Genomic DNA, 21,794 nt, shown 5'->3' with positions numbered 1-21,794 from the left:
TAAAATAAACCCCATATTCCCCAACTGAAAACTGAGAAACTTTTCAAGAATAAAGGTGTTAATTTTGCCAATTTTGTAGTATATTTGCCCACAGTATTTTGGAGATAAAACACATGACAAGTAAATTAGTCATTTACAATGGGAAGAAAAAATAACGAACTCTCCAAAATTATTTTTTAATACTTAAAATAATGTGTTTTGCCCATGAATCGATACGGATTCTACAGTTGTTTAGGAGTGTAAATGCTTAAATATTTGACGTGGATTACTGCAAATATTGTATTAGTGAGTAATTCCATTTTCGGAACACCACATCCAGTTCATGCTCAATTACAAGTACCTCAATGCCTTGCTGCAAAAATGACGACTGCGCATGATGTCCTGGCTGAAAATGAGCAATTCAAAATCATTGATCTGCCTAGCAGCGATATTGAGAATGTAACTCTTTTAGCAGAACAAGTGAATTGTGGTGATTTTATCGACGTAACGGATAAGTTCTCTGATACCCTGTTGACCGCCAAAAGAAAATCAGCGGAAAACATTCTGCAAAACAGCGCATTAAAAGCCCTTAAAAAATCTCAAGAAAATAAAACCATCTATGAGATAAAACACCAAAAAGAAGTCAATGCCATAATAAAAGAAGTAGTTGCTGACAAGATTTGGCAAACATTAAATCACTTGACATCCTATAGTAATCGTTCTGCAACCAAGGACACCGGATTGGCTGCAGCGAATTGGTTAAAGTCTCAGGTTGATGCAATGATAATGGAGTACAATCGCAGCGACACTGCCACATTTTTTGTGAAAGCCGGTTGGTATAAACAACCCTCTCTGGTGACAGTCATTGGTAAGGAGCTGAAAACACCTGCTATAGTCATTGGCGCGCCCATGGATACTTTAGATGGGCACATGCCTGGTGCTGATGAAGGTAGTGGTGCTGCTGCCATTATGGAAAGCACTCGTATTTTGTTAGCCTCCAAATTGAAATTCAAGCATCCGATTTATATTATCTGGTATGCTGCCAGTGACAGAAATTTGGCGGGGTCTCAATATATAGTCCAATATTTTCAAGAAAAATCTATTCCTGTTAAAGCGGTACTGCAACTCAACAAAACAGGATTTCGCGCTACCTCAGATGATTCAACCATGTGGGTATTTACCGATAATACAAACCATGATCTGAACCAATATATTGCAAAATTAATAAAAAATTACATTCATACACCAGTTGATTTTTCGCGGTGTCATTATGAATGTGGTGATCATATTTCCTGGAATCAGGAAAGCATACCAACAACTTATGCAGTTGAATCTGATTTTAAAAACCTTAACCCCTATATCGGCAGCTCTTCAGATACAATGGATTTTTTGAATCTGGAACATATAGCTAATTTTGCAAAACTGGCCATCGCCTTCTCAATAGAACTGGGCTACAAATAAAAACACGTCTGGATAATCATTAATATCAGGGTAGGAGATTCTTTTATAACCCCTACCCAATAATCTATCTTCGTGGGGGACGGCTATTATAATTTGCCACTCGGGAGCCCCATTCCAACAAGTTTTTATTGCAATCATCCTTGTCCAGGAACACTTCAATAAAACAAAGCGCATCTGTTTTTTCTGCCTGTTTAATTGCAGTGAGTAATTCCTTGTTAGTTTTAACTACAAAAGATTTTGCATTACTTTGTTCCCCACGGAATACATTAACCAATTCAGCATAACGCCAATTATTAATCACATTGTAAGGACCATCATGAATTTGTACTTCAATAGTGTAACAAGCATTATTCATTAAAAAGATAATGGGTTTATACCCATAACGTATCATGGTTGATATTTCCTGGGCGGTCATTTGAAATGAACCATCTCCTATGCAGGCAATCACTCTTTTTTGATTGTGCAAAGCAGCTTGCATACCTAACAAAGCACCTACCGACCAACCAATAGAGCCATACTGCATTTGAATTTCAAAAGGACAACCTTCAGGCAAAGACAGGCGCATACAATTAAACCAGGAGTCCCCTGTTTCAGCCAACAAAGCTTTTTTGTCAGAAAGCATTTTCTGAATTTGGCCAAACAAATAACGGCTGCTTAATGGAGCGTCTGGTTGATCTAACTCTGGATAAACGACAGTTTCTTCAGCAATTCGTTTATAAGCTTTGTATGAAGCATCATTAAATTTTAATTTTTTACTTAATTCTCTGAGAAAATCATTCATGAAGATATTGGTATAAACTGTTTCACCAATAATAACCCCTCCCTTAGTGGTCTTTATTGATTTGTGGGGGTTGATTCCCCATACATACCCAACTGTAGTATAGTCATTCTCATTAGGCCCAATAAGCAGATAGGCATCACTGGAATCGATAATTTCGGCGCACCCAGAAGAGCTGACTGGTCCCCAATAGATACCTATAAAGTTAGGATGCTGTTCTGAGATAAATCCTTTCGCATCGGGCATAGCCGCCATAGCATATCCAGTACACTTTGCCAACTCGCTGACAGAATTGATTGCATTACAATGCCTAACCTTACTACCTACAATCAAGCTGGGCTTTAGAGCGGAGTTTAATTTTTCAGCAGCATGCTCTACTGCTGCAGCCAGAGACGAACTGTCACTAATTTTATAGGTGTTGAATGCGCGTTGAGTAGGCTTGGAGATAGGATAGTTAGCAATATTACACGCTATTTCAATATAGACCGGCTTTTTTTTAGAGATTGCGATTGCTATAGCCTCGTCTATCTGCATGGCAGCCTGCTCTGGCTTTCGAATACAAACGACATGGGCAGTAATTCGAGAAAAAATGTCCCTTACATACAAATTATCTTCAGTCGCCAGCGTGTGATGAAGAATTTCAGCATCCTGTATGGAATTAGTATTTGGGCCACCCGATATAACCAAAATAGGGAGATTCTCAGCATATGCTCCTGCAACCGCATTAACAACACTAAGTCCACCAACACTATAAGTAACGAATAAAGCGGAGACCCCTTTTACCCGGGCATAGCCATCAGCAGCGTATCCTGCATTCAACTCGTTACAGCAATTAATCATTTTTATTTTTTCGTTTTTCAGAACCTCATCGAGTAAAATAAGATTGTAATCACCCGGTATAGCAAAATATTCAGAAATATTTAATTCCTCCAGCCGCTTTGCCAAATACTCTCCAATTGAGCACATGTTAATCCCTTATTAAATAAGAAGTTTTTAAATTATAGCACAGCCAGAAATCACTAGTTGGCAGGTGAATATCTGTTAAAACAAGAGTTCACCTGGCATCAAATTTCAAATGAAAATTTAAATATTCCATCTTAATATCGAGGAACAAACTCACCATTTTTCGATGTCAAAATCTCATTTTGTATTTCCATTATTTTTGCCAAATACAATTTGACTTTGCCCTTTTCATCCGTTTCGCAAAACGTTTTTTCTTCTGATGTCATTCTAAGTAACAGTTGAATGTAATCATCTGAAACGCTCTGTGTGCTCTCCGAAAATGTGGTTAATAATGTGCCATCAATAACCAAATCAATCAGGTTCGGGCTTATGAGTTTTTTTCTTATCAATGAATTCTGCAATAGTACCGATTGACTTTCACTTTCTGCTTCCTGTTTAAATTTTTTTAAAACATCCTGCATCATTTTTAGGAAAAGAGTTAAACCTTCCATTGGATTGATTCTTCCAAGCGATACTTCATGCAAGATTTTCAGGCATTTTTTCCTGCAAGTCTTTTCCAGGATATCATCAAAATCATTCACAAAGGGAGGTAATTCTACTGTGGCATTTAAACTGTCCAGAAAGTGAGTTCCGGAAAGAAGACTTTTATGTTTTAATCTTCCCTTATTTTGATAGATAGTACTATCAAGTAGTGATGGAATAAGACTGCTATGGCAGGCCTCAGTAACACTTCTGCCTCTGTTGGTATTACGCCCCCTACCATGTTGAAGGTCGGTATAACCATTCGTTGGAAAGATTTCTGTATTATAATAAGCTATCAATGTATAAAAAAATAAGTCAACACGACGATTAGCATGTTCAATGACATACTGTTTCACCATTGACAGCAGTGTATCTTCTTCATCCCGATTTACATCTAACTCTTTTCTTGAGTAAGGCAAAGAAAGTGCCGCACTAAAATTCTTTTGATAATTAAATCGCTTACGTTTTCTGTGGCTAAATTGATCCTGTTCTGCCAATTTTAATTTTGAAAAAAACCTTGAATCCGGTAATGTTTCAGTATATTTACGTTCTGATAACTCTTTGTTTTTCAAAGTGCTTTGAGGGTTAACAGTACTCTTAAGCAGAGGTATCTGAAGTGAGGGACGGGAAGTTAAAGAAAGATCTTTGCGCATTATTGCGGAAGGGTTTCTACGAGTACTAAACATTCTCATCATGGTCTTCTCCCTTAATAGCCATTATGTCACCGCAGTACTTGCTCAAAGCATCAAGAGTCTGTTTTTCCATAAAGACACTTAAACCTACTTAGTGGAAGCTTACAATCCAGAAGATATTCAAAACGAACTCCCTGCCTAAGTCAGAACATATACTGTCTTTTTACAGTACATAACAATCTTTAAAAAAGCAAACATTAAAATAAATTTATAATGAATAACTGAGAGACAAGGGACACAATCTGAAGAATAGCTATAACATTTTCCACTTTATAGCTATTTTAATAGTTGAGAAATCTTTTCTACTCGCTCTTCTCGTGATCCCCACAACTCAACAAGCTTGGGAGTATTCTTTATTGGCATGATTTGATATCTATTTTCAAAATAGATTTGTTTAAAAAAAGCATCTACTTCAGAACGATATGATTCATCAAGTGGACGAATACCATCATCTTCAATTTCTACAAGGTGCTTTTCATTGATAGAAACAAATATTAAAAGATCAATAAATTCCAATGATTCTTTTACAGGTTCAATTAAACTTTCCACAAATGCCATATCCAAGTCCGTTTTATGGTAATTTTCGGTATATAAGGAATAAGCAATATAATCAACGGGCGAGCGATCAAATATGACTTTACTGGAGGAATTAGGATACTGTTTGACCCTGCTGATGTTTTGGTAAAGCTGAATCCCGTTACAAAACCGAGTTGAATCCTTACCAAATTTAATATTGTAATTAGCACGCAATGCCCGATAAGGTTCTTCCTCTCTGATATAATCAGGGTGCGCTTTTATAAAATCCCAAACAAAAGTACTTTTACCGACTGAATGTGTTCCTGACACAGCTATACGCATTTTTTCTCTCACATTTATTCATATAGAATCCTATCACCAGCACAGGAAAACTCCTTGATTAATTAATCAAACAAAGTTTTTTCCGAAGAAAAGATTATTTCATATAATCTCTCAAGTTGGTTGTTTGTAACACGATGAGTTGATAATTGGGGTAACTTGCTGACCTCGAAAAAATCAATTTTAGAAATTTCCAAGTTTTCTTTTGCTTCCCCTGATATGATTTCACAGTGAAAAAAGAATTTATATGCATGTGGCCATTGCGTTGGATGATCATGTTTTTGTTTATCCCAAAGAGCCAATAACCTGATCACTGATACATCAAACCCGGTTTCTTCGTTTGTTTCTCTTATAACAGGCTCAGAGGGTGATTCATTGATATCCACCCACCCTCCAGGAAGCGTCCATAGAGAATCCGCTCTTTCCTGGACTAATAATAGTTTATTCTCTTTGAGAATAAATGCCCGAACATCTAACTTGGGAGTTGCATAACCTCTTTCTATTGAGAAGGTTTCATTAATCTGCTGAAAAGAGCCCTGCGAATTCAAAGCAGCAATTTCAGCAGCGATTTCTCTGAGCCTTATATATCTTTCCCTGTCAAATTCATTTCCACAGTAAGTTAAGCCATTTTGTGCAATAGCCTGAATTTCTGATACCCACTTTAACCATGAGGATTTATTATTTTTCATGAACTCTATACTCTTGGCTGCTATGCTCTAAAATTAAAAAAATCCGAGAATTACATTAATTATATATCAACAAAATTAATTCATCCTGCCTAGACATCATTTTTTAGATAAAAACCAAATAACTGGACACTTCATGAAGACAAGTTAATTGCTACACTGATTATTATTTACAAATATTGATACTTTTTTTAATATTCACCAATTCAACAACAAGGATTTACCGTGTCATACCAGACGTTTTTTCTCGACTTGATCATCATAAATCAATCTTCTGAACTCGCATGCAGCCAAGCAAACACAAAACTTTAATTAGTTCAGGTTAGATACACTGCTTGACTGGATAAATCAATTTGTCCAGCCAAGATCATAAATTAAAATGGCGATGTAGGAATAAAAGACATGCAAACCGAATTATTACAGTTTATTTGCATCAAAAAATTATGCAAACAAAAAACTCCCTATGAATCAAAAATAAAATTTGCCAGTTTGCCTTTAGCAAAGAAACAAATTATCTGCGTCATTGCATTACTCTTCATTATAAAATTGTCTTGGGCAACTCATCATTATGACACAATAATTATCGGTGCTGGGGTATCCGGATTAACCGCAGCGCATCATTTACATAAGGCACAGCAAAAAGTACTGATTATTGAAGCAAAAAACCGCCTTGGAGGCAGAGTATATACCAGCTATGATTGGGGTTTCGCTACTGATTTGGGAGCATCCTGGATTCATGCCATTGAAAATAATCCATTAATGCCATTGATTGGCAAACAATCGATTATTATCAATAGCTACAGTAACTCTGATCCAGTAGCGATGTTGACCAATTATGCTTTATACGACAGCGAAGGGAAGCCGGTATCAAAACAGACACGGAGTTTGTTTTCAAGTTTGACCAGGGATTTCTTAAGATATTGCCAAACTCGCAGTGAAATGATCTCTTTTGCGCAAAACCTCAACACCTTTGCAAAACAAAAAGAACTTACCTCGGAGCAACTTGCCTTACTGAGTTATGCCTTGGAAAACATCTATACTTACGAATTTGCTGATAATTTGACTAAATTATCACGCAACGTCCATTCAGTATCTGAGGCATCCCTCGCTTCTGGAAAAAATGCCCTTGTACCTGAAGGCTATTTCCAACTCTTCCGCCAATTCACGCAGCATGTTCCTATTCATTTAAACCAAATAGTTAGCCAAATTAATTACGGGCCTGATGGTGTCGATATCATCACGCAACATGATAAGTACCATGCCAATCAAGTCATTATTACCGTACCATTAGGCGTACTCAAAGCCAATACAATCAAATTTCATCCCGACTTACCTATGGATAAGCGCACCGCGATATCCAAGTTAGGGATGGGAAGTTATGAGAAATTGTATTTATTATTTGACAAGGTTTTTTGGGATAAAGACAGCGAATGGATTGGCATGCTGCCTCAAGATAAACAAGAAGCATTCAATATCTTTAATTATTACAAATACACAAAAAAACCTGTACTCATCGTATTTACCAGTGGCAAACTGGCACGTGATATGGAAAAAGAACATTTAACAGAGTGGGTGATGCAGCATTTAAGACGAATTTATGGAAACAACATCCCGAAACCAATTAAAAATAAAAAAACTCATTGGGGCAGTGATCCATTCACACGTGGCAGTTATTCCTACTTGCCGGTAAACGTTGATAAGAGTGTTATTGGCACTCTAGCCCAACCTGTAGCTAAGCGTCTCTATTTTGCTGGAGAAGCTACCTCAACCACAGATCCCAGTACTGTGCATGGCGCTTATCTATCAGGGATACGCGCAGCAGAAGAAGTACTGGCCAGCATCAAACACTCTGTAAAAAATAGAGAAAGAGATAAAGCTGTCAATTCATAACCCCATCTTGATTTTGGAGAAAGTGATGTACACTAAAAGAGATAATCATTTGCTGATTAATAAAGAGGAAGAACAAGAAGAAAACCAAAAAACGGTATTTGTCCCTCAAACAAATAGTTTGGCTCTTCCTGAAACCCAAAGCTACTTTTGTACAGCAGAGCAATGCTCTTTAAATAACCCCTATGCCCCAGCTCAAGGTTATACAAGGCCTGATTCATTGCATTTCAAAACAACCCCCATAAACTCAGAGATCTACGAACAAGCATTTAAAGTTTCAGAAGAAACTGTTAAAACCGAAACACAATTTGCAAATAGAGCTCCTGGACACTTGGAAAAAGAGGAAAATCGTTCCGGTGATTGGAGTGGGTTTATTCCGGATGAGTTATATCAAATGATGATGGAGGCTGCAAAACAAGGCATTTTTGTCTCGTTCCTTCTCACTCTCACTGATGAAATAATAAATGACTATCTAAAAAATCATCATTATTCACAGCAACAGATAAATTGGATTTCTCAAGGCATTCGAGCTTTAACTTTAATTGCTATTGGTACTTCACCAGGAATCGCTTTGGGATTACCGATAAGCACACTTTTGCTGACAGAGCAGTTAGGCTTTGATAAAATGAATGTTAATTATCTCACAACAAGTTCAGTCGTAGCTTGGGGGCTATTAAGCTCACCTTTTAATTTGCTTAATACCTCCCTTGTGATGGCAAGTTCTATTGGAGCCAGTGTATTAACCAGCAAAATAACACAATCATCCTATCAATTTGTGCGTAACAGGTTTTTTTCTTCAAAATCTGAGAAAGAAGAACTGGAACATGAGCACATATTGCAAAAAACAATCTAGCAGTAATTCACTGCAAAATTTTTGATGAATTGCTTAATACTTTTACTAATAAACTAAATTCGGAAGGCAGGCAAATGATTTTCCTCCAACGAGCCAAAGATATTTTAGGCTTTACGAAGAGGAAAATCTCCTCCGCCAACCTCATCTAAAACCATCTATCGTGGGCTATTTCAATGCCCTTCCTTGCCCACTGAGCACTAAATACTTAAGTTTAATTCATTGACAGAATATCTTTTTCACTTGATTTACTCATTATCTATAGATTATAATTTAACCATTTTGTATATTTATTAAGTTTATATAGGTTACTCCATGAAAATAAATATCCGAGGCGTGGATAAAGCAGACATACTAGCCGCGTTATATAATGGCGCTCATGGTGGGCTTGCAGGTGGTTTTAGCTATTTACAGAGAGAGATGACACCGCAACAAGCAAAATTATTAATAGAGAAACAAACAAATCTTTATTTTGATTACGTAGATAACCGCCCATTAAAAATTGATCTTTCTGGAGATGTCATAGATGCCACACTCTATGATCATTACAATGGAGGTTGTGCAGCTCAACGTGCCTTATCTCATCTTACATTGCCATCTGATCAACCTGTTGAAGAAATAAAAAAACAAGATCCCAGGGAAGTTTTTGATCATCTTTTTAGATCTTATATTCGAACAATGGATGGATATCCTGCTGATGCCTATGGAGATAACCTACGCGCTTTGCAATACGCACATAAAGCATGTGGAGTTAATCGATATTTCTTTAGGGATTTCTTAAACCGTGAATACACTGAGGAAGGCGGTGGCTTATTTGGATTAGGTTTGATTAGCCATTATACCCAGCGTAAAATTATATTGAAATCCGATCCCAACGCTGGATTAGAAATACTGTATGCCTGTTTTTCTTTTATAAGAGACAAAGAAGACAGTTTATTGAATGAGCTTTTATCTGTTGAAAACCCTGATGGACCCAATTCTCAAAAAATAGCACGTGCTTTAGTCGGAGATTTGGAGTATCTGCGTGATAGCCGATTGCGCTGGTTATCAACTGGTAGACAGCCTGCGCTTATCGATGATTTTCTTAAAGATAGAAGAAAAGCTTCTATCGTACTCACTGCCATACTTCGGGGAGAATCAGCCCCAGAAGCATTAAAGCTTATTATGGAGCATATTACCTCAGGCAATACCACACTTAATGATCTTGTTGTATATAACAACCTGAAAATATTGCAAGAAAAGATATCCGTTATCCCAAATGAATGTATTCGATTAGAACTATTTAACATACTTGATGAATCGATTCACAAACACTCTTACAGTAATGTGCTTTTTGCTATGGAACAATCCATCAAAAAAATCAATTCAAGCTGGAATTACAATAATACAAAAGAAAAGTCCGAGGCCTTAGCACGCTTACGATTAAATTTTTTAAATGATCCTTCACAGGAAAATTATCAGGCATTTATCTTTGAAGCAGCCAAACCACGTAAATCGTGGATATTCCAGGCTCAAGAAGGTAAAACTTCATCGCTTATTGCATTCAATAACGCTTTATCCGAAAAAACCAAACAAATTTATGAAGGAAATGGGGATTATACTTTTAGTACCGGAATGAGTACTTAGAAATAATCGCTATTAATTAGGCAGACTTTTTTACTACACTTAAATTTAAACAGCAGATTGATACTGCAACATTACCCCCATGCTTGGGGCAAAATAATCAAAGAACACTTCAGATTTCATAACTAAAACTCTCAAGCACAGGATTAAAAGGTTTTGAATTAGCTGACTAGTATTGTCTATATTTATTATTATGATTACTATTTATTCAGAATAATGGCACACGATAAAACCTTCTTTTCTCAGCAAGCACACTCTAGCCTTACTTTGGTTAATTATGTGCATCACGACGGAATTGGTGATTTCAGGCATTTACTCGATTTTGTGTCTTTTTTTAATAACACTCCTGTTTTAAAAGAGATAGAATTGATTTGTATTGTTATCAACAGTCACAAGCCGGGCAATCCTCAATCTGTGTATATAAAAGAGCAGTTGGAAAGCATGAATGTCGCACACAAAATTTTGATCCACGACTCCATTAATGGTCATGAGGATTTACGACAAGAAATTCAAAAAAATAGACCATTACGAAAACAATTACAGCATACTATTGGAATCATTGATATTGCATTGAATACCTCTTATAAACTGGTTATTCAGGAGTTTTGCAAAAACAAACCACCAACGGTCACTATAGCCGAAATTGATTTATACGCTACTTATGACCAACCATCTCTAGCTTCAGATCCTGAAAAACGTATCGATAAATCAAGATATCAAGCTGATCACATCTACATAATGGGCCTGGGAACAGGAAAGGTAGGACTAAAATTGACTGAAGGATTATTTAACTCTCCTCAAAAAGCCCGAGAAGCTTTGCAGCAAATCAGTGACAAGAGAATTAAAAATTTATTGCTAGGTCAAATTGATGAAGAGCCCATTTCACAAGAAACAATAAACGTTTTTTTACAAAATAATTATTTTATTCCTGGGTACCTTCAGGATATCGATACAATATTTGGATTCATGAGTATTTTTGCCACTAATCATAAATTAAATGCGGAAAGAAAAAATCTCATTTTTTATTTAAACAATTATCAAAATCTATTTAAGAAAAATTATTATGATGAAGACACAGGGAGACGTTACTCACAGTTCACCGATTTATTGTTTGACAAACATTTCCCTTGGCATAACGTTTTTGCAAATTCAGGTATCCGCTCAATTACCATCTATAACTATTCAGGTCAAAAGCCTACTGAAGAAGTCGCTGTCGCGAAATGATTTGTTCACAAAATAATCGATAAATCCTAATTTAATGCATTAACGCCCGGATAAAATCAGAGTGACCCCATCCATCTCAATCACGCCAACTGTATGCTCATTTTTTCGATAATATTTGCATTATTTGCTGCAATATTATTCACTGCATCAACTTTTGGACGTACCTCGCCTGCAAGACAACGAGTAAGCTGCCTTAAATTGAATCCAAATACAGCAGCGTAACCCGCGCTTTTGGCCGTTTCATCGGATTTCATACGGCTTCTGCCCAATTGGCCACCATGTTTCGTGTGGCCAATCAAAGGCTCGATGCCAGCACGTCGATGATGTAATAATTGCCTGATTGTCCATGGCGTTGTTTCACGAGCCGCATTGAGCGTCCTATCAGGACGGGGTAATTGAATTTCAAGGACGCCTTTTTCAATCAATAGCTGTTCGTTACTCAATGAATAATATCCTTTATCTGTCGCCACAGATGCCAGTAATTCTTTTCCAAAAAGATGCTCATGAGTATTCAGCATCAGCGGTAAAGACTGAGCATCTGGCATATAAGTAGACGTGCATTCGCCAACAAAAAGAAAGTTACCTCCAATACGTCCTAGTTGATAGGCGCGGCCAAACTGCAATCCTTTATTTAATTTACCTTTGTTAAAACATCCGACTTCATAAGCATGCAATGAAGAAATCGATGTATTGATGATACCTTCAAAAAGATAGCCATGTACATTCTGTAATAACATAGTTTCGCGCCAGCTCAGCGTCTCGACAACACGGCGAAGCGCCCAATATTTACCCGATGCTAATTGATTACCAAACAAATATAAATCATTTAAAATAGGGAGTATATCGGCATACGTTTCACGCCATAACCGCTGAAGCACCACGGATAATATACCCTCACCAACATCCTTACGTTTCAAATTAAAATAATACAGCGCGATTTGTTTTAAATTGCTTAGCCCAACATGGTAACGCTTCATGCCGCCACAGCACAATTGACTCAGTCCCTTTCCAACTTTTGATGCAAGAACAGCAACCTTGATCAATAAATTGGCGATTGAGGGATAGGCTATATTTGCTTCTTGCACAGTAGAGTCAATATCAAGCACCTGGGGATTGGCGTAATTCAGTTTAACCGCTTGTTGCGTTATCAAATTAGCAAGTCGGCGCTGCGTTTCAGGGCTTAATCGAGAACGAAACGCCTCGATTTTGGTATGGTCTGGCGCATGCCATTTCTTGATGAAGCCATAACCACAAAACAATTGAAATGCGGCATTATCTCGTACTTGTTGTTCTGTTACACGGTCAGTGAGGTTAAACATCTGTTGTAAAATATAAACACCAAGATGAATGCGTACGCGTAAGGGCCTACCCATCCACCAATGTTTTCTATCCGTACGTTGTAAATCGGGCAATACTAATTTCAGCATCTCCTCCCAAGGAAGTTTCTGAGCCAGCTTCATCAGGCGATGGTCATTCCTGATTGCAATGGTGACGCTGCCACCTGTGACCGGTTCATCAAAGCCATCTACATCTAAACTCATTGTTTACTTACATCCCCTTTATCGTACTGTTCTTTGTTTTGCCACCAATTTGGCGCATCCGTTACTGGAAAACATCAAATTCCACCACCAGATGGACAAATATTTTTTGAGCATGCCTTTTCGTAGGCGATAGGTCTGGTAATGACTTAAAATTCCGAGATACGAATTTATTGAGCACAAAAAAGCCATTTGCTCCTCTTTGGTGGGTTTATGGTCTTTGGCTACTTCATTATGCTTTGCGATGGCGTCATAAAAATTCCCTTTGATGCGACGACCGGCATAGATGCAGTGCGGTTTGAGCATTACCCCAAGAAAAGGAACGCCTTGGCGATAATTCTGCAGGTATCGTTTGCGCGGATGAAGCTCGAGTTCGAGCTCTTCTTGCAAAAACTGCTCCATTTGGGGTATGAGTGATTTTAAAAACGCTTTGTCTTCGTGCACCAGAATAAAATCATCGACGTAACGGCCATAGAAACGCACGCCCAAGTTGTGCTTGATATAATGGTCAAAAGGATTTAAATAAAAATTGGCAAACACCTGGCTTGTGAGATTGCCAATTGGCAGTCCGCAGTGGGGTCTGGCATAAAAAAGACTCTTGTCTTTGGGGAAATCCTTCCAATCACGCCGTTTTCCCTTTATAAAACAGTGGCTTGTTGGCTCATTTTCAACGATTTTTCTGGCCACTTCCAGGATTAATTTCTTATCGGATTGGTTGTAATGCCTCTCGATGAAGCAGCAAAGTCTTTCCCAGAGAATGCGTCGATTAATGCGGATGAAAAAACTCATGATATCGAGTTTTAGCACGTAGCAGTCTCTTTGGTAATTTAAGGAGCATTTGCGTATAAATTTTGCGGCACGTGTAATGCCCAGATGCGTGCCTCGTCCCTTGCGGCTCGCATAGCTGTCATAAATAAAGGTTTTCTCAAACAGAGGATTCAATTGATTAATTAACCAGTGATGCACCACCCGGTCACGAAAATCAGCGGCAAAGATTTCACGTTTCACAGGCTTATCAATCACAAAAGCAATCGAGCGACCAGGATGCCAGGTGCTGGAATTGAGTTCGTCTCGCAAAGTAATAAGATTGCTTTCATAATCCGTTTCAAAGCGGAGCGCATTCATGGTATTTCGTTTGTTCTTGCGGCAGTCAAAATAGGCCTGAAACAAGGATTCCAGTGTCGCGCCGTCCTCTATATAGTTCTGTTCTTTTCCTGTCAATTATTCATTCCAGTAAAGTGGCGCAGGCTTTGTTAAAGACCTGCGCCGATTGTGACTTTGCTTTGTTTAAAACCCCGAACGCACCTAACCCGAAGATTGTTGTTCTTATTGTCGTCGTTCTGGTTGCCATTGTTGAAGTTCTGGTTCCAGGCGTTGTTCGTAGGATTGCCGGAAAACTCGGTAGAACTCCAGTAGTTGTCATTGGCAAAACCGCCTAAACAATAAATAAAGGCGTTTTGGTCAGTACAAGGCTCCTTGTGCTGACGCGAATCAACTGCCGAGGCAGTCCCTTTATCGCTTTTAAACAAAAGCATGCTCGCTCATGAATGCCATAACATTCATGATTCCGGCTTTCGGCTGGCATTACGCCAGCCGGTCACCTGTTTGCCTATGCGTGCCAAGAGTTCACTTAACAGGGCTTGTTTTTTAAGTGATATCAGCTTCATCTCGACACACAGGCGAATTTCCAGTTTCAATAACTCCAGCTCATCTAAAAACACCTCCAAATGCTCTATTCTGTTTTGATGTTTATTGGCGCGGTAAATACAACGAAGCAAATGAAGGGCATCACGCTTCATATCCTGGCCCAGTGTGTATTTGTATTCTCTTGGGAAATTCCTGGTTTCTTCAAACACCTTTAACACCAACTGGTAACTGTCTTTGTAAACCGGTAACTCCGTATAGAAAGCCATTCACAAAATCCAACTCATTCGTCTTTTAAAAACATGAGGCAGCTTCGCTCTGAAAAATCCTCTCATTTTTTTGGGATACATAAAAAAAAGATGCAAGCGGTGGAATCTTTTGATCTAATAAGAGTTCCCACACAATTATTAAGAAAAAGAAACCATGCTTGCAGCTGTATTTTGTCACAATTTTATTTCTAAATCACTTTCCTGGATGCATACAAAGACAAGAAAAAGTCTAACAAGCCATGTTAGAAGCTTGTTAGGAGGCCAAGCACATCTCAGTTTGAGTAGCCTTGGAAGGAATTTACCTGGCCAAGCAATAGTGAAAAATAAAATAAATATGTGTTGGCGGTTTTTATCCAATAAAAAAGTTCATAATTTACAAGGTGCTATTTATAAAAGTATCTGTACTCCTATCCTCTCTCAATTAAATGAATTATTAATTGCAGTAGATTGGACAGGTTGTTGCAGTCCAGATATCCACATGCTACGAGCAAGCCTGGTGCATGATGGACGCTCAATTCCTATTTATAATGAAATTCATTCTCAGAAAGATTTAGCAACAGAGGTGATACACAACCAATTTCTAATAAACTTAAAAACGATTGTACCTGAGGGGAAGCGAGTCGTTATCATCACAGATGCTGGTTTTAAAACGCCTTGGTTTAATGAAGTGAATCAATTGGGTTGGTATTTTGTTGGGCGGGTAAGCGGCACCATTAACTATCGCCTAGATACTGATAAAAAATGGAATCCTATAAAAGAATTACATTCCTTGATTGGACGTGGAGAAACTCGCCATTTCGGAATTGGTAGATTAGGACAGGATTCTAAAACACGAATACAGGGTTTATTTACTGCATATTGGGGCGAGAAAAAAGGACGTAAAAACCCCAAACCCAAATATCCTGATGTTGAAAAAAGATACTCCAAAATGTATGCCGAGCCCTGGATACTAATATCAAACCTTCATAAAAACTCCTCATTAGATGTCACACAAAATGAGGAAACTGTAGCCCTCTTGATACGGGAACTGTACAGCAAAAGAATGCAAATTGAACAAAATTTTCGAGATGATAAAAGTGAACGCTTAGGTTTTGGTTGGCGATTTAGCAGAACTAAAGATAAGAACAAAATGAGTCTTTTAATCCTCATTGCTACCATTGCTACTCTGATTCTTTGGATGATTGGGTTTGCAGCAGAAAAAAAGAAAATACACTATCGTTTCCAGGCTAATACGGTACGTTCTCATAGAGTGCTCTCTTTACTCTATTTAGCTAAACAGCTTATAGTCAATGGATTGAAATGCTTAAAAATACGAAAACTTGACCGTATCATAGCTCTGTTTCATGTAGAATATAATGAAAATTCCCCTTTTACACAATTTGCCAAAGGGGAATTAAAAAAATGAGAGGATTTTTCAGAGCTTCGCTGCCTCAAAAGAAAAGGGATAAAGAGGTTAAGGGGTAAAAGCCCGAACGCACCTAACCCGAAGATCGAGGAACTTAAAGACGACGCCCTGGTTGCCATTGCTGAAGTTCTGGAGCCAGGCGAGGAGCGTAGGAACGCCGGAAAACTCGGTAGAACTCCAGTAGGTGACATTGGCAAAACCGCCAATGGCCGCCCTATTGGTAAATAAGCAGTTGAGTTGACCTGTGGATGTCGAATTATTTCCGGCTGGCAAAAACCAATCGTCATAGCAGGTGTTTCCTGTCTGACAGGGAGTGTTCCCTTGGGAATCCACCTCAAAGTCATTACACAGTTGTGCCGCATAAGGTGTGCCGCCATTATTGCCAAGCGCAGCAACAATGGCTGCCGTATTACCAGCCCCATCGGTATCGCTTTGCGCTCCAACACCAACAGCTGTCCCAAATCCTCCCCATTGAATAGCTGTGCTGTTATCCGCAGTGGCGGCAATCAGATTATTGCCTGTGTTCAAGCAAGCAATCGTTCCGCCAAAAGCCGGTTGTCCTACTGCGGTGGCCACGTAAGTATAGCCATTAGCCAGTGTTGCACCACCTGCCGGTGTATTAATCACGACATCCACAACACCTGCCGCATGGGCAGGTGTGACGCCAGTCACCGTCGTAGAATTGACCACATTAACACTCGTCGCCGCTATCCCGTCAAAGGTGACGCCCGTAGCTCCTGTTAAACCACTCCCTGTTAAGGTAAACCCCGTTCCCCCCGATGCCGCTCCTGAATTTGGGTTGATGTTGGTTAGCGTACTACCTGATTGAATGGCAATGGCTGCCGTCAGTGCATTGGTATTGGTGCCCTGGATGGTAAAATTGGTTTGCGGTACTACCGTGTTGCCTGGCGTGTACGTCAGTGTGCAATTACCTCCTGGTGGCACATTCGCACAGGTATTCCCTGTCTCAGTGACATTGCCATCCAACGCCGTCCCTGTGAAATTCGAGGTGATGTTGGTAGCAGCCACTTGCGTTGACGTGTTGTTAATCGTGAGCTGCCCCGTTTGACCATTGACTGTTAGTATTAAAGGAGACCCTGTGACGGTAATCACGGCATCCGTTATCGGTGACGCTTGGGTGATTCGTAAAATATTGGTGCTACTGGGTCGATAACACTGATTCATGTTCCCTTGCTGGCAAACCACAGGGCCATCCGTAACCGCACCGTTCAACTGACTGCCATTTATCTGCAATGACAGAATGCAGGAATTCTTGCCTCTGAGCACAAAAGGATTGCCGCACACATTAAGGCCCGTGGTGATTTGCGTAATGCCACGAATGGGCTGCATACTTAAGGCGTGTGGCTTGCTGGATTGATTGGTCACTCGATATTGCACCATGGCCGTACCATTGGCAGGCACAGCAACCGTGGTGGCCGTGAGTGGCTCAAACGTCCACAATGGGGTTCCTGCAAAAACGGTTGTCATCATGAACACTGAGCACAAGCAAGCCAGTATCCTCTTCAAAAAAATGTTGTTGCTGTATCGTAGCATGGCCTTTGTCCTTATGCGATGTAAGTCAGATTAAACAAAACCCCATTGGTGTAGAGGTGATTAAGGGTTAACCCCGAATTCATGGTCTGCGCATGAGCACGACCCAGTTCACTTTGCCCCCAATCGGCAAACTCATAACCCACCCCTATTTGCCAATGGTCATTGAGCGATTTTTGTACACCAGCCCCCAAGGTGTAGGTAAAAGCGGTTTTTGTGTGGTCTGCAAAATTAGAATTGGGTAAGGCTTCAAAAATCAAGGGTGTGTTGGTGAAATCATGGGCACGGTTAAAACCGACCCCAAGACTTGCACTCACCCAGGGTAAAACCCAATAACCGTTATCAAGCAACAGCTTGCCTTTTACTGCTATGCGAGAGTTTCGGACTTTGTAAAGGTAGCTGTAATTATCAAATTGAGGGTCGGCATCATCCCATATCACACCTTGCAGTTTGGCATTGCCAGTAGTAGCAGCTGCCAATCCCAATTGCCCCAACCATTGAGAAGTCAATGATTTTTGTATGCCAACAAACAGCTCCCCAGAAGCCAGAGCATTAGTGGAAATTCTCGCCGCATAAGTCTTTTCAATTTCTGGCGCCAAATAAAAAGTCTGTGTCTCACCACTCCTGGCCCAAATGGGGCCCGCGGCTATCGAACCAACCCAGGTCAAGTCTTTGGAGGGAATAACAAGTCCCATAGTGCCCGCAAAGGCTGTACTTCCTAACACACCGGCTGTTGCTACAGAAAGAAATAAACGATACTTCATAAGCGCTCCTTGTAAGGTAAAAACGAGTCATTAAGTAAAAAAATAAGACGGTCAGCGGCAATCGATTGGCTTAAGGGAATGAATGCACGAACGTGCAGCATAGGATTTAAGTAGAGAAAAGAGATGAAACAAGACCCTGAATAAAGGAAAGAAACACAATAAAATGTAATGAAAAAGGATGAAAATAAGGGAAAATCTAGTGCTGATTGCTGATTGCTGATTGCTGATTGCTGGCAATGGTCCAGCCATTGGAGGTTATGAGCAAGTCTTGTTTGATAGCTAACAAATAGTTCATTCCCTGCACCAGTATCCTTTATGTTATTTAATATTGAAAAACCATTTCAAATTATGATACTTTGTTAATGATTTAAAATCAAAAATTCCTTCAAATTTTATCCATCAAACGCACCCCAATCATTTCGCGACAGCGACGAAGAAGAAATAACCTTAAATCTGGAAGGTCAGCAAATAACTATCATTACTGGTATTATGCTTAATGATACTGACTATCAATTGCTCTATGACATCCCACAACATTTCGTTGCGGCTTCAGGTGACAATACGCTGGAAAATGCTATTAATCATGGTCTGCTATTTTTAATGCAATATAAGTATCAATATGAAACCGTTAGAGAGATTGCTAAAATTGCAGAACGAATTAAAGATACCCTAGATTTTAATGAAGAAGAAATTCGAGAGTTTCATGCCTATTTTGGTGAGGCTCATCACCTTATTAGTTATAGTAATGAAAAGTCCACAAAGCCAGAGCTTTGTTACAATCAATAGATTTAATACGTCTGTCTTCCAATATGAGAAAAGTTTGCGCCTATTTAATAGAGAACGAGAATTTTTTACATCAATTACCTGAGATTTTACAAACCGATTTATTGAATATAAGCAAACCAGGAATGAAACAATAAATTGTATCAATCACTACAGCTTCTGGTAGGTTAACATGTTTATTCTATACTCCTTTTTGAGCGTAGAAAAATTAGTTTAGCAACCTCGATCATGTCTTCTTTCATGTTCAAGTAACCAATGTTTACGATTTACACCACCTCCATATCCTCCCAGTTCGCCATTAGCGTTGATAATCCGATGACAAGGAACCACTATAGCTAACTGATTAGCGCCATTGGCATTAGCCACCGCTCTGTAAGCCGAGGGATTACCTATTACTTGTGCCTGTTGCAGGTAACTTCTTGTTTCACCATAGGGAATATCGATTAACGCCAGCCATGCCTTTTTTTGAAAAGGGCTGCCAATTAAATGGATCGGCGTGTTAAACTGTCTTAGTTTTCCTGAAAAATAAAGCTCCAACTCTTTTTGTATAGCCTTTAAGACTGGGGAATCTCCCGGGATAATTACCGCTTTGGTTTTATTTCTCAGCCTTTCAACCTCTCTTTCCAATCCTCTTCTATCGACGAATTCAAGTAAATATAAAGCGCTTTCATCTGCAACAGCAAGCATAGGACCTAAAGGTGTATCTAACCAGGAAGCCTTAAGAACTTTGTGCTGTTCATTAAAATGAGATGGAGCGGCTCCCATAATCTTCGCAAAAGCATCTCTAAACCCGCTGCCTGAATGATATCCAGCATCAATTTGCGCATTAATCACTAAATCACCTTCTCTGATTTGTTTCATTGCCATACCCATTCTTCTGGCACGAGCGTATGCTACAAATGTCATTCCAAATCTTTTCTTAAATTGGCGCCTTGCTGTTGCAACATCAACTGATAAGGCTGCAAAATCACTGTCTTTCCATCTTTTTTCAGGATTAGCCTCAACTGCATCAACCAAATGTTTGACCAAATCAGAGACTTGATTTGGATGTGACAGAGGTTGGCAACGTCTACAGGGTCTGTAAGAGGCTAATAGAGCCTCTTGCGCGGTATGAAAAAATTCACAATTTTCCAATTTTGGTTTTCTTGCAGGGCAAGTTGGTCGGCAAAAAACACCTGTTGTTTTCACTCCAACATAAAAAATTCCTTCATAGCAGGTATTTTTACTCAACAGAGCAGTATAATATTCCTTTTTTCTTTGATCGTTAATTTCAAACATCACCATTCCTGACAAGCTTTCTTACTAATTATTATAAATCTTCTTTAAAATGGTGAAGCCGAAAATCAGACAGTGAATTTTTAAAATTAGAAAAGGCGCCAGTTATCCATGAGAAATATTCCCATGCCTGTTTTGATATTTTGCCTGATGATAAACATAGGCTGGATAAAAGAAGTAAAAAGGCAATAATTTAACTAAAGAATAAAAAAAGAAAGGTAATCCTGCTATTAGAGTAATAATCTTTAAAATCGCATGCTCACCAGTAATCCCTATAATAACCCAGGGAAAGATCAAGGACAGAAGAATCAAAAGACGTAAACCCCAAACCTTAGCAACCAATTTTTTATTATTAAGAGCAAATTGCAAGGACTCGAGTCCCTTTTTCATAGGTGATTCAGGATTATTTACACTTAAAATAGGCGTAAAAATAGCCAATACATAAGCTAACATCACCAATGCTCGGAAAGGTTTAAAGAAAGAGCCAGCGATCTCCATGATAATAATAGTCAATAAAATGGGGCCCATAGACATGCCCATTACTTTGGAAGTACCAGGGTTAATAAAATCGATATCCTCTGTATTCATATTGATAGGCTTGCCATCCAGATGGGCTTTAATCATCTGGTATAGTCCATCAAGAAAAGGGAAAAGAGCAAAATAAAGTAGCCCTGCTATTAGCAAAAGATAAGGATAATTAATCAACGCATGGTCAAAACTAATCCAACCTAACTTATTTAACCCTAATGGGATAATTAATCCAAAAACAATAAAGACGGCAAGTGGTGTTAATAGAAGATAGCTTAAAGGCCACCATAGCGAAGAGCGGCAAAGTGAGTAAGATTGCCATGCCTCATTAAACCAGGGGAAGTATTTTTGCACAGTCATGAAATGTCGGACGCTAATTATATTAAATGATTTATCTTAGCACGTTAATTCCATAGTTGAAAGAATACTCACAAATGCTGAATTGACATATTGAAGGGTATGTTAACAATTCATCTGTGTATTCCGGAGCGAAATGATCACCAATTCCGGCGGCATT

Annotated in this window: 19 protein-coding genes; 7 read left to right on the top strand and 12 right to left on the bottom strand. The window is 38.9% G+C overall.

Features of this window, described 5'->3' with window-relative positions:
- The first annotated feature begins 243 nt into the window (after positions 1-243).
- Positions 244-1,440 (top strand): aminopeptidase LapA, encoded by a 1,197-nt coding sequence (gene lapA / locus CC34_RS0107545; protein ID WP_028378500.1) that lies wholly within the window; start codon positions 244-246, stop codon positions 1,438-1,440.
- Between the two features lie 64 nt (positions 1,441-1,504).
- Here the strand turns inward: lapA and CC34_RS0107540 are convergent, their stop codons facing one another.
- From CC34_RS0107540 to CC34_RS0107525, 4 genes are all read right to left on the bottom strand, one after another.
- On the bottom strand, positions 1,505-3,184 hold the full coding sequence (locus CC34_RS0107540) for a thiamine pyrophosphate-binding protein (protein WP_028378501.1): 1,680 nt from the start codon (positions 3,182-3,184) through the stop codon (positions 1,505-1,507).
- Between the two features lie 131 nt (positions 3,185-3,315).
- Complete coding sequence (locus CC34_RS0107535; protein WP_028378502.1) at positions 3,316-4,398, bottom strand: hypothetical protein; 1,083 nt, start codon at positions 4,396-4,398, stop codon at positions 3,316-3,318.
- Between the two features lie 273 nt (positions 4,399-4,671).
- Complete coding sequence (locus CC34_RS0107530) at positions 4,672-5,253, bottom strand: AAA family ATPase (RefSeq protein ID WP_027221395.1); 582 nt, start codon at positions 5,251-5,253, stop codon at positions 4,672-4,674.
- A 62-nt stretch (positions 5,254-5,315) separates the two neighbouring features.
- The gene (locus CC34_RS0107525) at positions 5,316-5,939 is read right to left on the bottom strand and encodes an NUDIX hydrolase (protein ID WP_028379336.1); all 624 of its coding nucleotides are present in this window, start codon (positions 5,937-5,939) and stop codon (positions 5,316-5,318) included.
- A gap of 399 nt (positions 5,940-6,338) precedes the next feature.
- On the opposite strand from CC34_RS0107525, the gene CC34_RS0107520 reads away from it, so the two are divergent.
- From CC34_RS0107520 to CC34_RS01000000116235, 4 genes are all read left to right on the top strand, one after another.
- Complete coding sequence (locus CC34_RS0107520; RefSeq protein WP_028378504.1) at positions 6,339-7,826, top strand: FAD-dependent oxidoreductase; 1,488 nt, start codon at positions 6,339-6,341, stop codon at positions 7,824-7,826.
- A gap of 25 nt (positions 7,827-7,851) precedes the next feature.
- Positions 7,852-8,676, top strand: a complete 825-nt coding sequence (locus CC34_RS0107515; RefSeq protein WP_028379335.1) for a hypothetical protein — start codon at positions 7,852-7,854, stop codon at positions 8,674-8,676.
- 312 nt (positions 8,677-8,988) lie between these two features.
- Positions 8,989-10,299 carry a hypothetical protein gene (locus tag CC34_RS0107510; RefSeq protein ID WP_027265764.1) on the top strand — a complete coding sequence of 437 codons (1,311 nt, stop codon included), beginning with the start codon at positions 8,989-8,991 and terminating at the stop codon, positions 10,297-10,299.
- A 213-nt stretch (positions 10,300-10,512) separates the two neighbouring features.
- Positions 10,513-11,520 carry a hypothetical protein gene (locus CC34_RS01000000116235; protein ID WP_231957868.1) on the top strand — a complete coding sequence of 336 codons (1,008 nt, stop codon included), beginning with the start codon at positions 10,513-10,515 and terminating at the stop codon, positions 11,518-11,520.
- An 80-nt stretch (positions 11,521-11,600) separates the two neighbouring features.
- Here the strand turns inward: CC34_RS01000000116235 and CC34_RS0107500 are convergent, their stop codons facing one another.
- The 4 genes from CC34_RS0107500 to CC34_RS0107485 all read right to left on the bottom strand — a co-directional run bounded on the left by CC34_RS0107500 (position 11,601) and on the right by CC34_RS0107485 (position 14,971).
- The gene (locus CC34_RS0107500; RefSeq protein ID WP_028379334.1) at positions 11,601-13,061 is read right to left on the bottom strand and encodes a transposase; all 1,461 of its coding nucleotides are present in this window, start codon (positions 13,059-13,061) and stop codon (positions 11,601-11,603) included.
- Between the two features lie 18 nt (positions 13,062-13,079).
- The gene (locus CC34_RS0107495) at positions 13,080-14,183 is read right to left on the bottom strand and encodes a reverse transcriptase domain-containing protein (protein WP_231957870.1); all 1,104 of its coding nucleotides are present in this window, start codon (positions 14,181-14,183) and stop codon (positions 13,080-13,082) included.
- Positions 14,184-14,311: 128 nt separating this feature from the next.
- The gene (locus tag CC34_RS0107490; RefSeq protein ID WP_028379332.1) at positions 14,312-14,593 is read right to left on the bottom strand and encodes an Lcl domain-containing protein; all 282 of its coding nucleotides are present in this window, start codon (positions 14,591-14,593) and stop codon (positions 14,312-14,314) included.
- 24 nt (positions 14,594-14,617) lie between these two features.
- Complete coding sequence (locus CC34_RS0107485) at positions 14,618-14,971, bottom strand: four helix bundle protein (RefSeq protein WP_028379331.1); 354 nt, start codon at positions 14,969-14,971, stop codon at positions 14,618-14,620.
- 205 nt (positions 14,972-15,176) lie between these two features.
- Between CC34_RS0107485 and CC34_RS01000000116230 the strand changes: the two genes are divergently transcribed.
- Entirely contained in the window at positions 15,177-16,376 is a 1,200-nt protein-coding gene (locus CC34_RS01000000116230; protein ID WP_231957867.1) for an IS4 family transposase, read from the top strand.
- A gap of 48 nt (positions 16,377-16,424) precedes the next feature.
- On the opposite strand, the gene CC34_RS0107475 is transcribed toward CC34_RS01000000116230, so the two are convergent.
- Together CC34_RS0107475 and CC34_RS0107470 are read right to left on the bottom strand one after the other, a co-directional pair.
- Positions 16,425-17,930: an IPT/TIG domain-containing protein gene (locus CC34_RS0107475; RefSeq protein WP_231957866.1), complete on the bottom strand. Its 1,506-nt coding sequence runs from the start codon at positions 17,928-17,930 to the stop codon at positions 16,425-16,427.
- A gap of 11 nt (positions 17,931-17,941) precedes the next feature.
- Positions 17,942-18,691, bottom strand: coding sequence for an outer membrane protein (locus CC34_RS0107470; protein ID WP_028379328.1), 750 nt, complete (start codon positions 18,689-18,691; stop codon positions 17,942-17,944).
- Positions 18,692-19,180: 489 nt separating this feature from the next.
- Here CC34_RS0107470 and CC34_RS0107460 point away from each other — a divergent pair, with 489 nt between their 5' ends.
- Positions 19,181-19,477, top strand: coding sequence for a hypothetical protein (locus CC34_RS0107460; RefSeq protein ID WP_028379327.1), 297 nt, complete (start codon positions 19,181-19,183; stop codon positions 19,475-19,477).
- A 210-nt stretch (positions 19,478-19,687) separates the two neighbouring features.
- On the opposite strand, the gene CC34_RS0107455 is transcribed toward CC34_RS0107460, so the two are convergent.
- Both CC34_RS0107455 and CC34_RS0107450 read right to left on the bottom strand, forming a co-directional pair.
- Positions 19,688-20,752, bottom strand: a complete 1,065-nt coding sequence (locus CC34_RS0107455) for a bifunctional transcriptional activator/DNA repair enzyme AdaA (protein ID WP_028378506.1) — start codon at positions 20,750-20,752, stop codon at positions 19,688-19,690.
- 102 nt (positions 20,753-20,854) lie between these two features.
- The gene (locus tag CC34_RS0107450) at positions 20,855-21,637 is read right to left on the bottom strand and encodes a hypothetical protein (protein WP_028378507.1); all 783 of its coding nucleotides are present in this window, start codon (positions 21,635-21,637) and stop codon (positions 20,855-20,857) included.
- Positions 21,638-21,794 lie beyond the last annotated feature (157 nt).

The organism is Legionella pneumophila subsp. fraseri (genome assembly GCF_000586315.1).
In the GTDB taxonomy this organism is placed as follows: domain Bacteria; phylum Pseudomonadota; class Gammaproteobacteria; order Legionellales; family Legionellaceae; genus Legionella; species Legionella pneumophila_B.
Note: the sequence above shows the minus strand (reverse complement) of the source record. Positions and strands in the feature narration are given on the sequence as shown.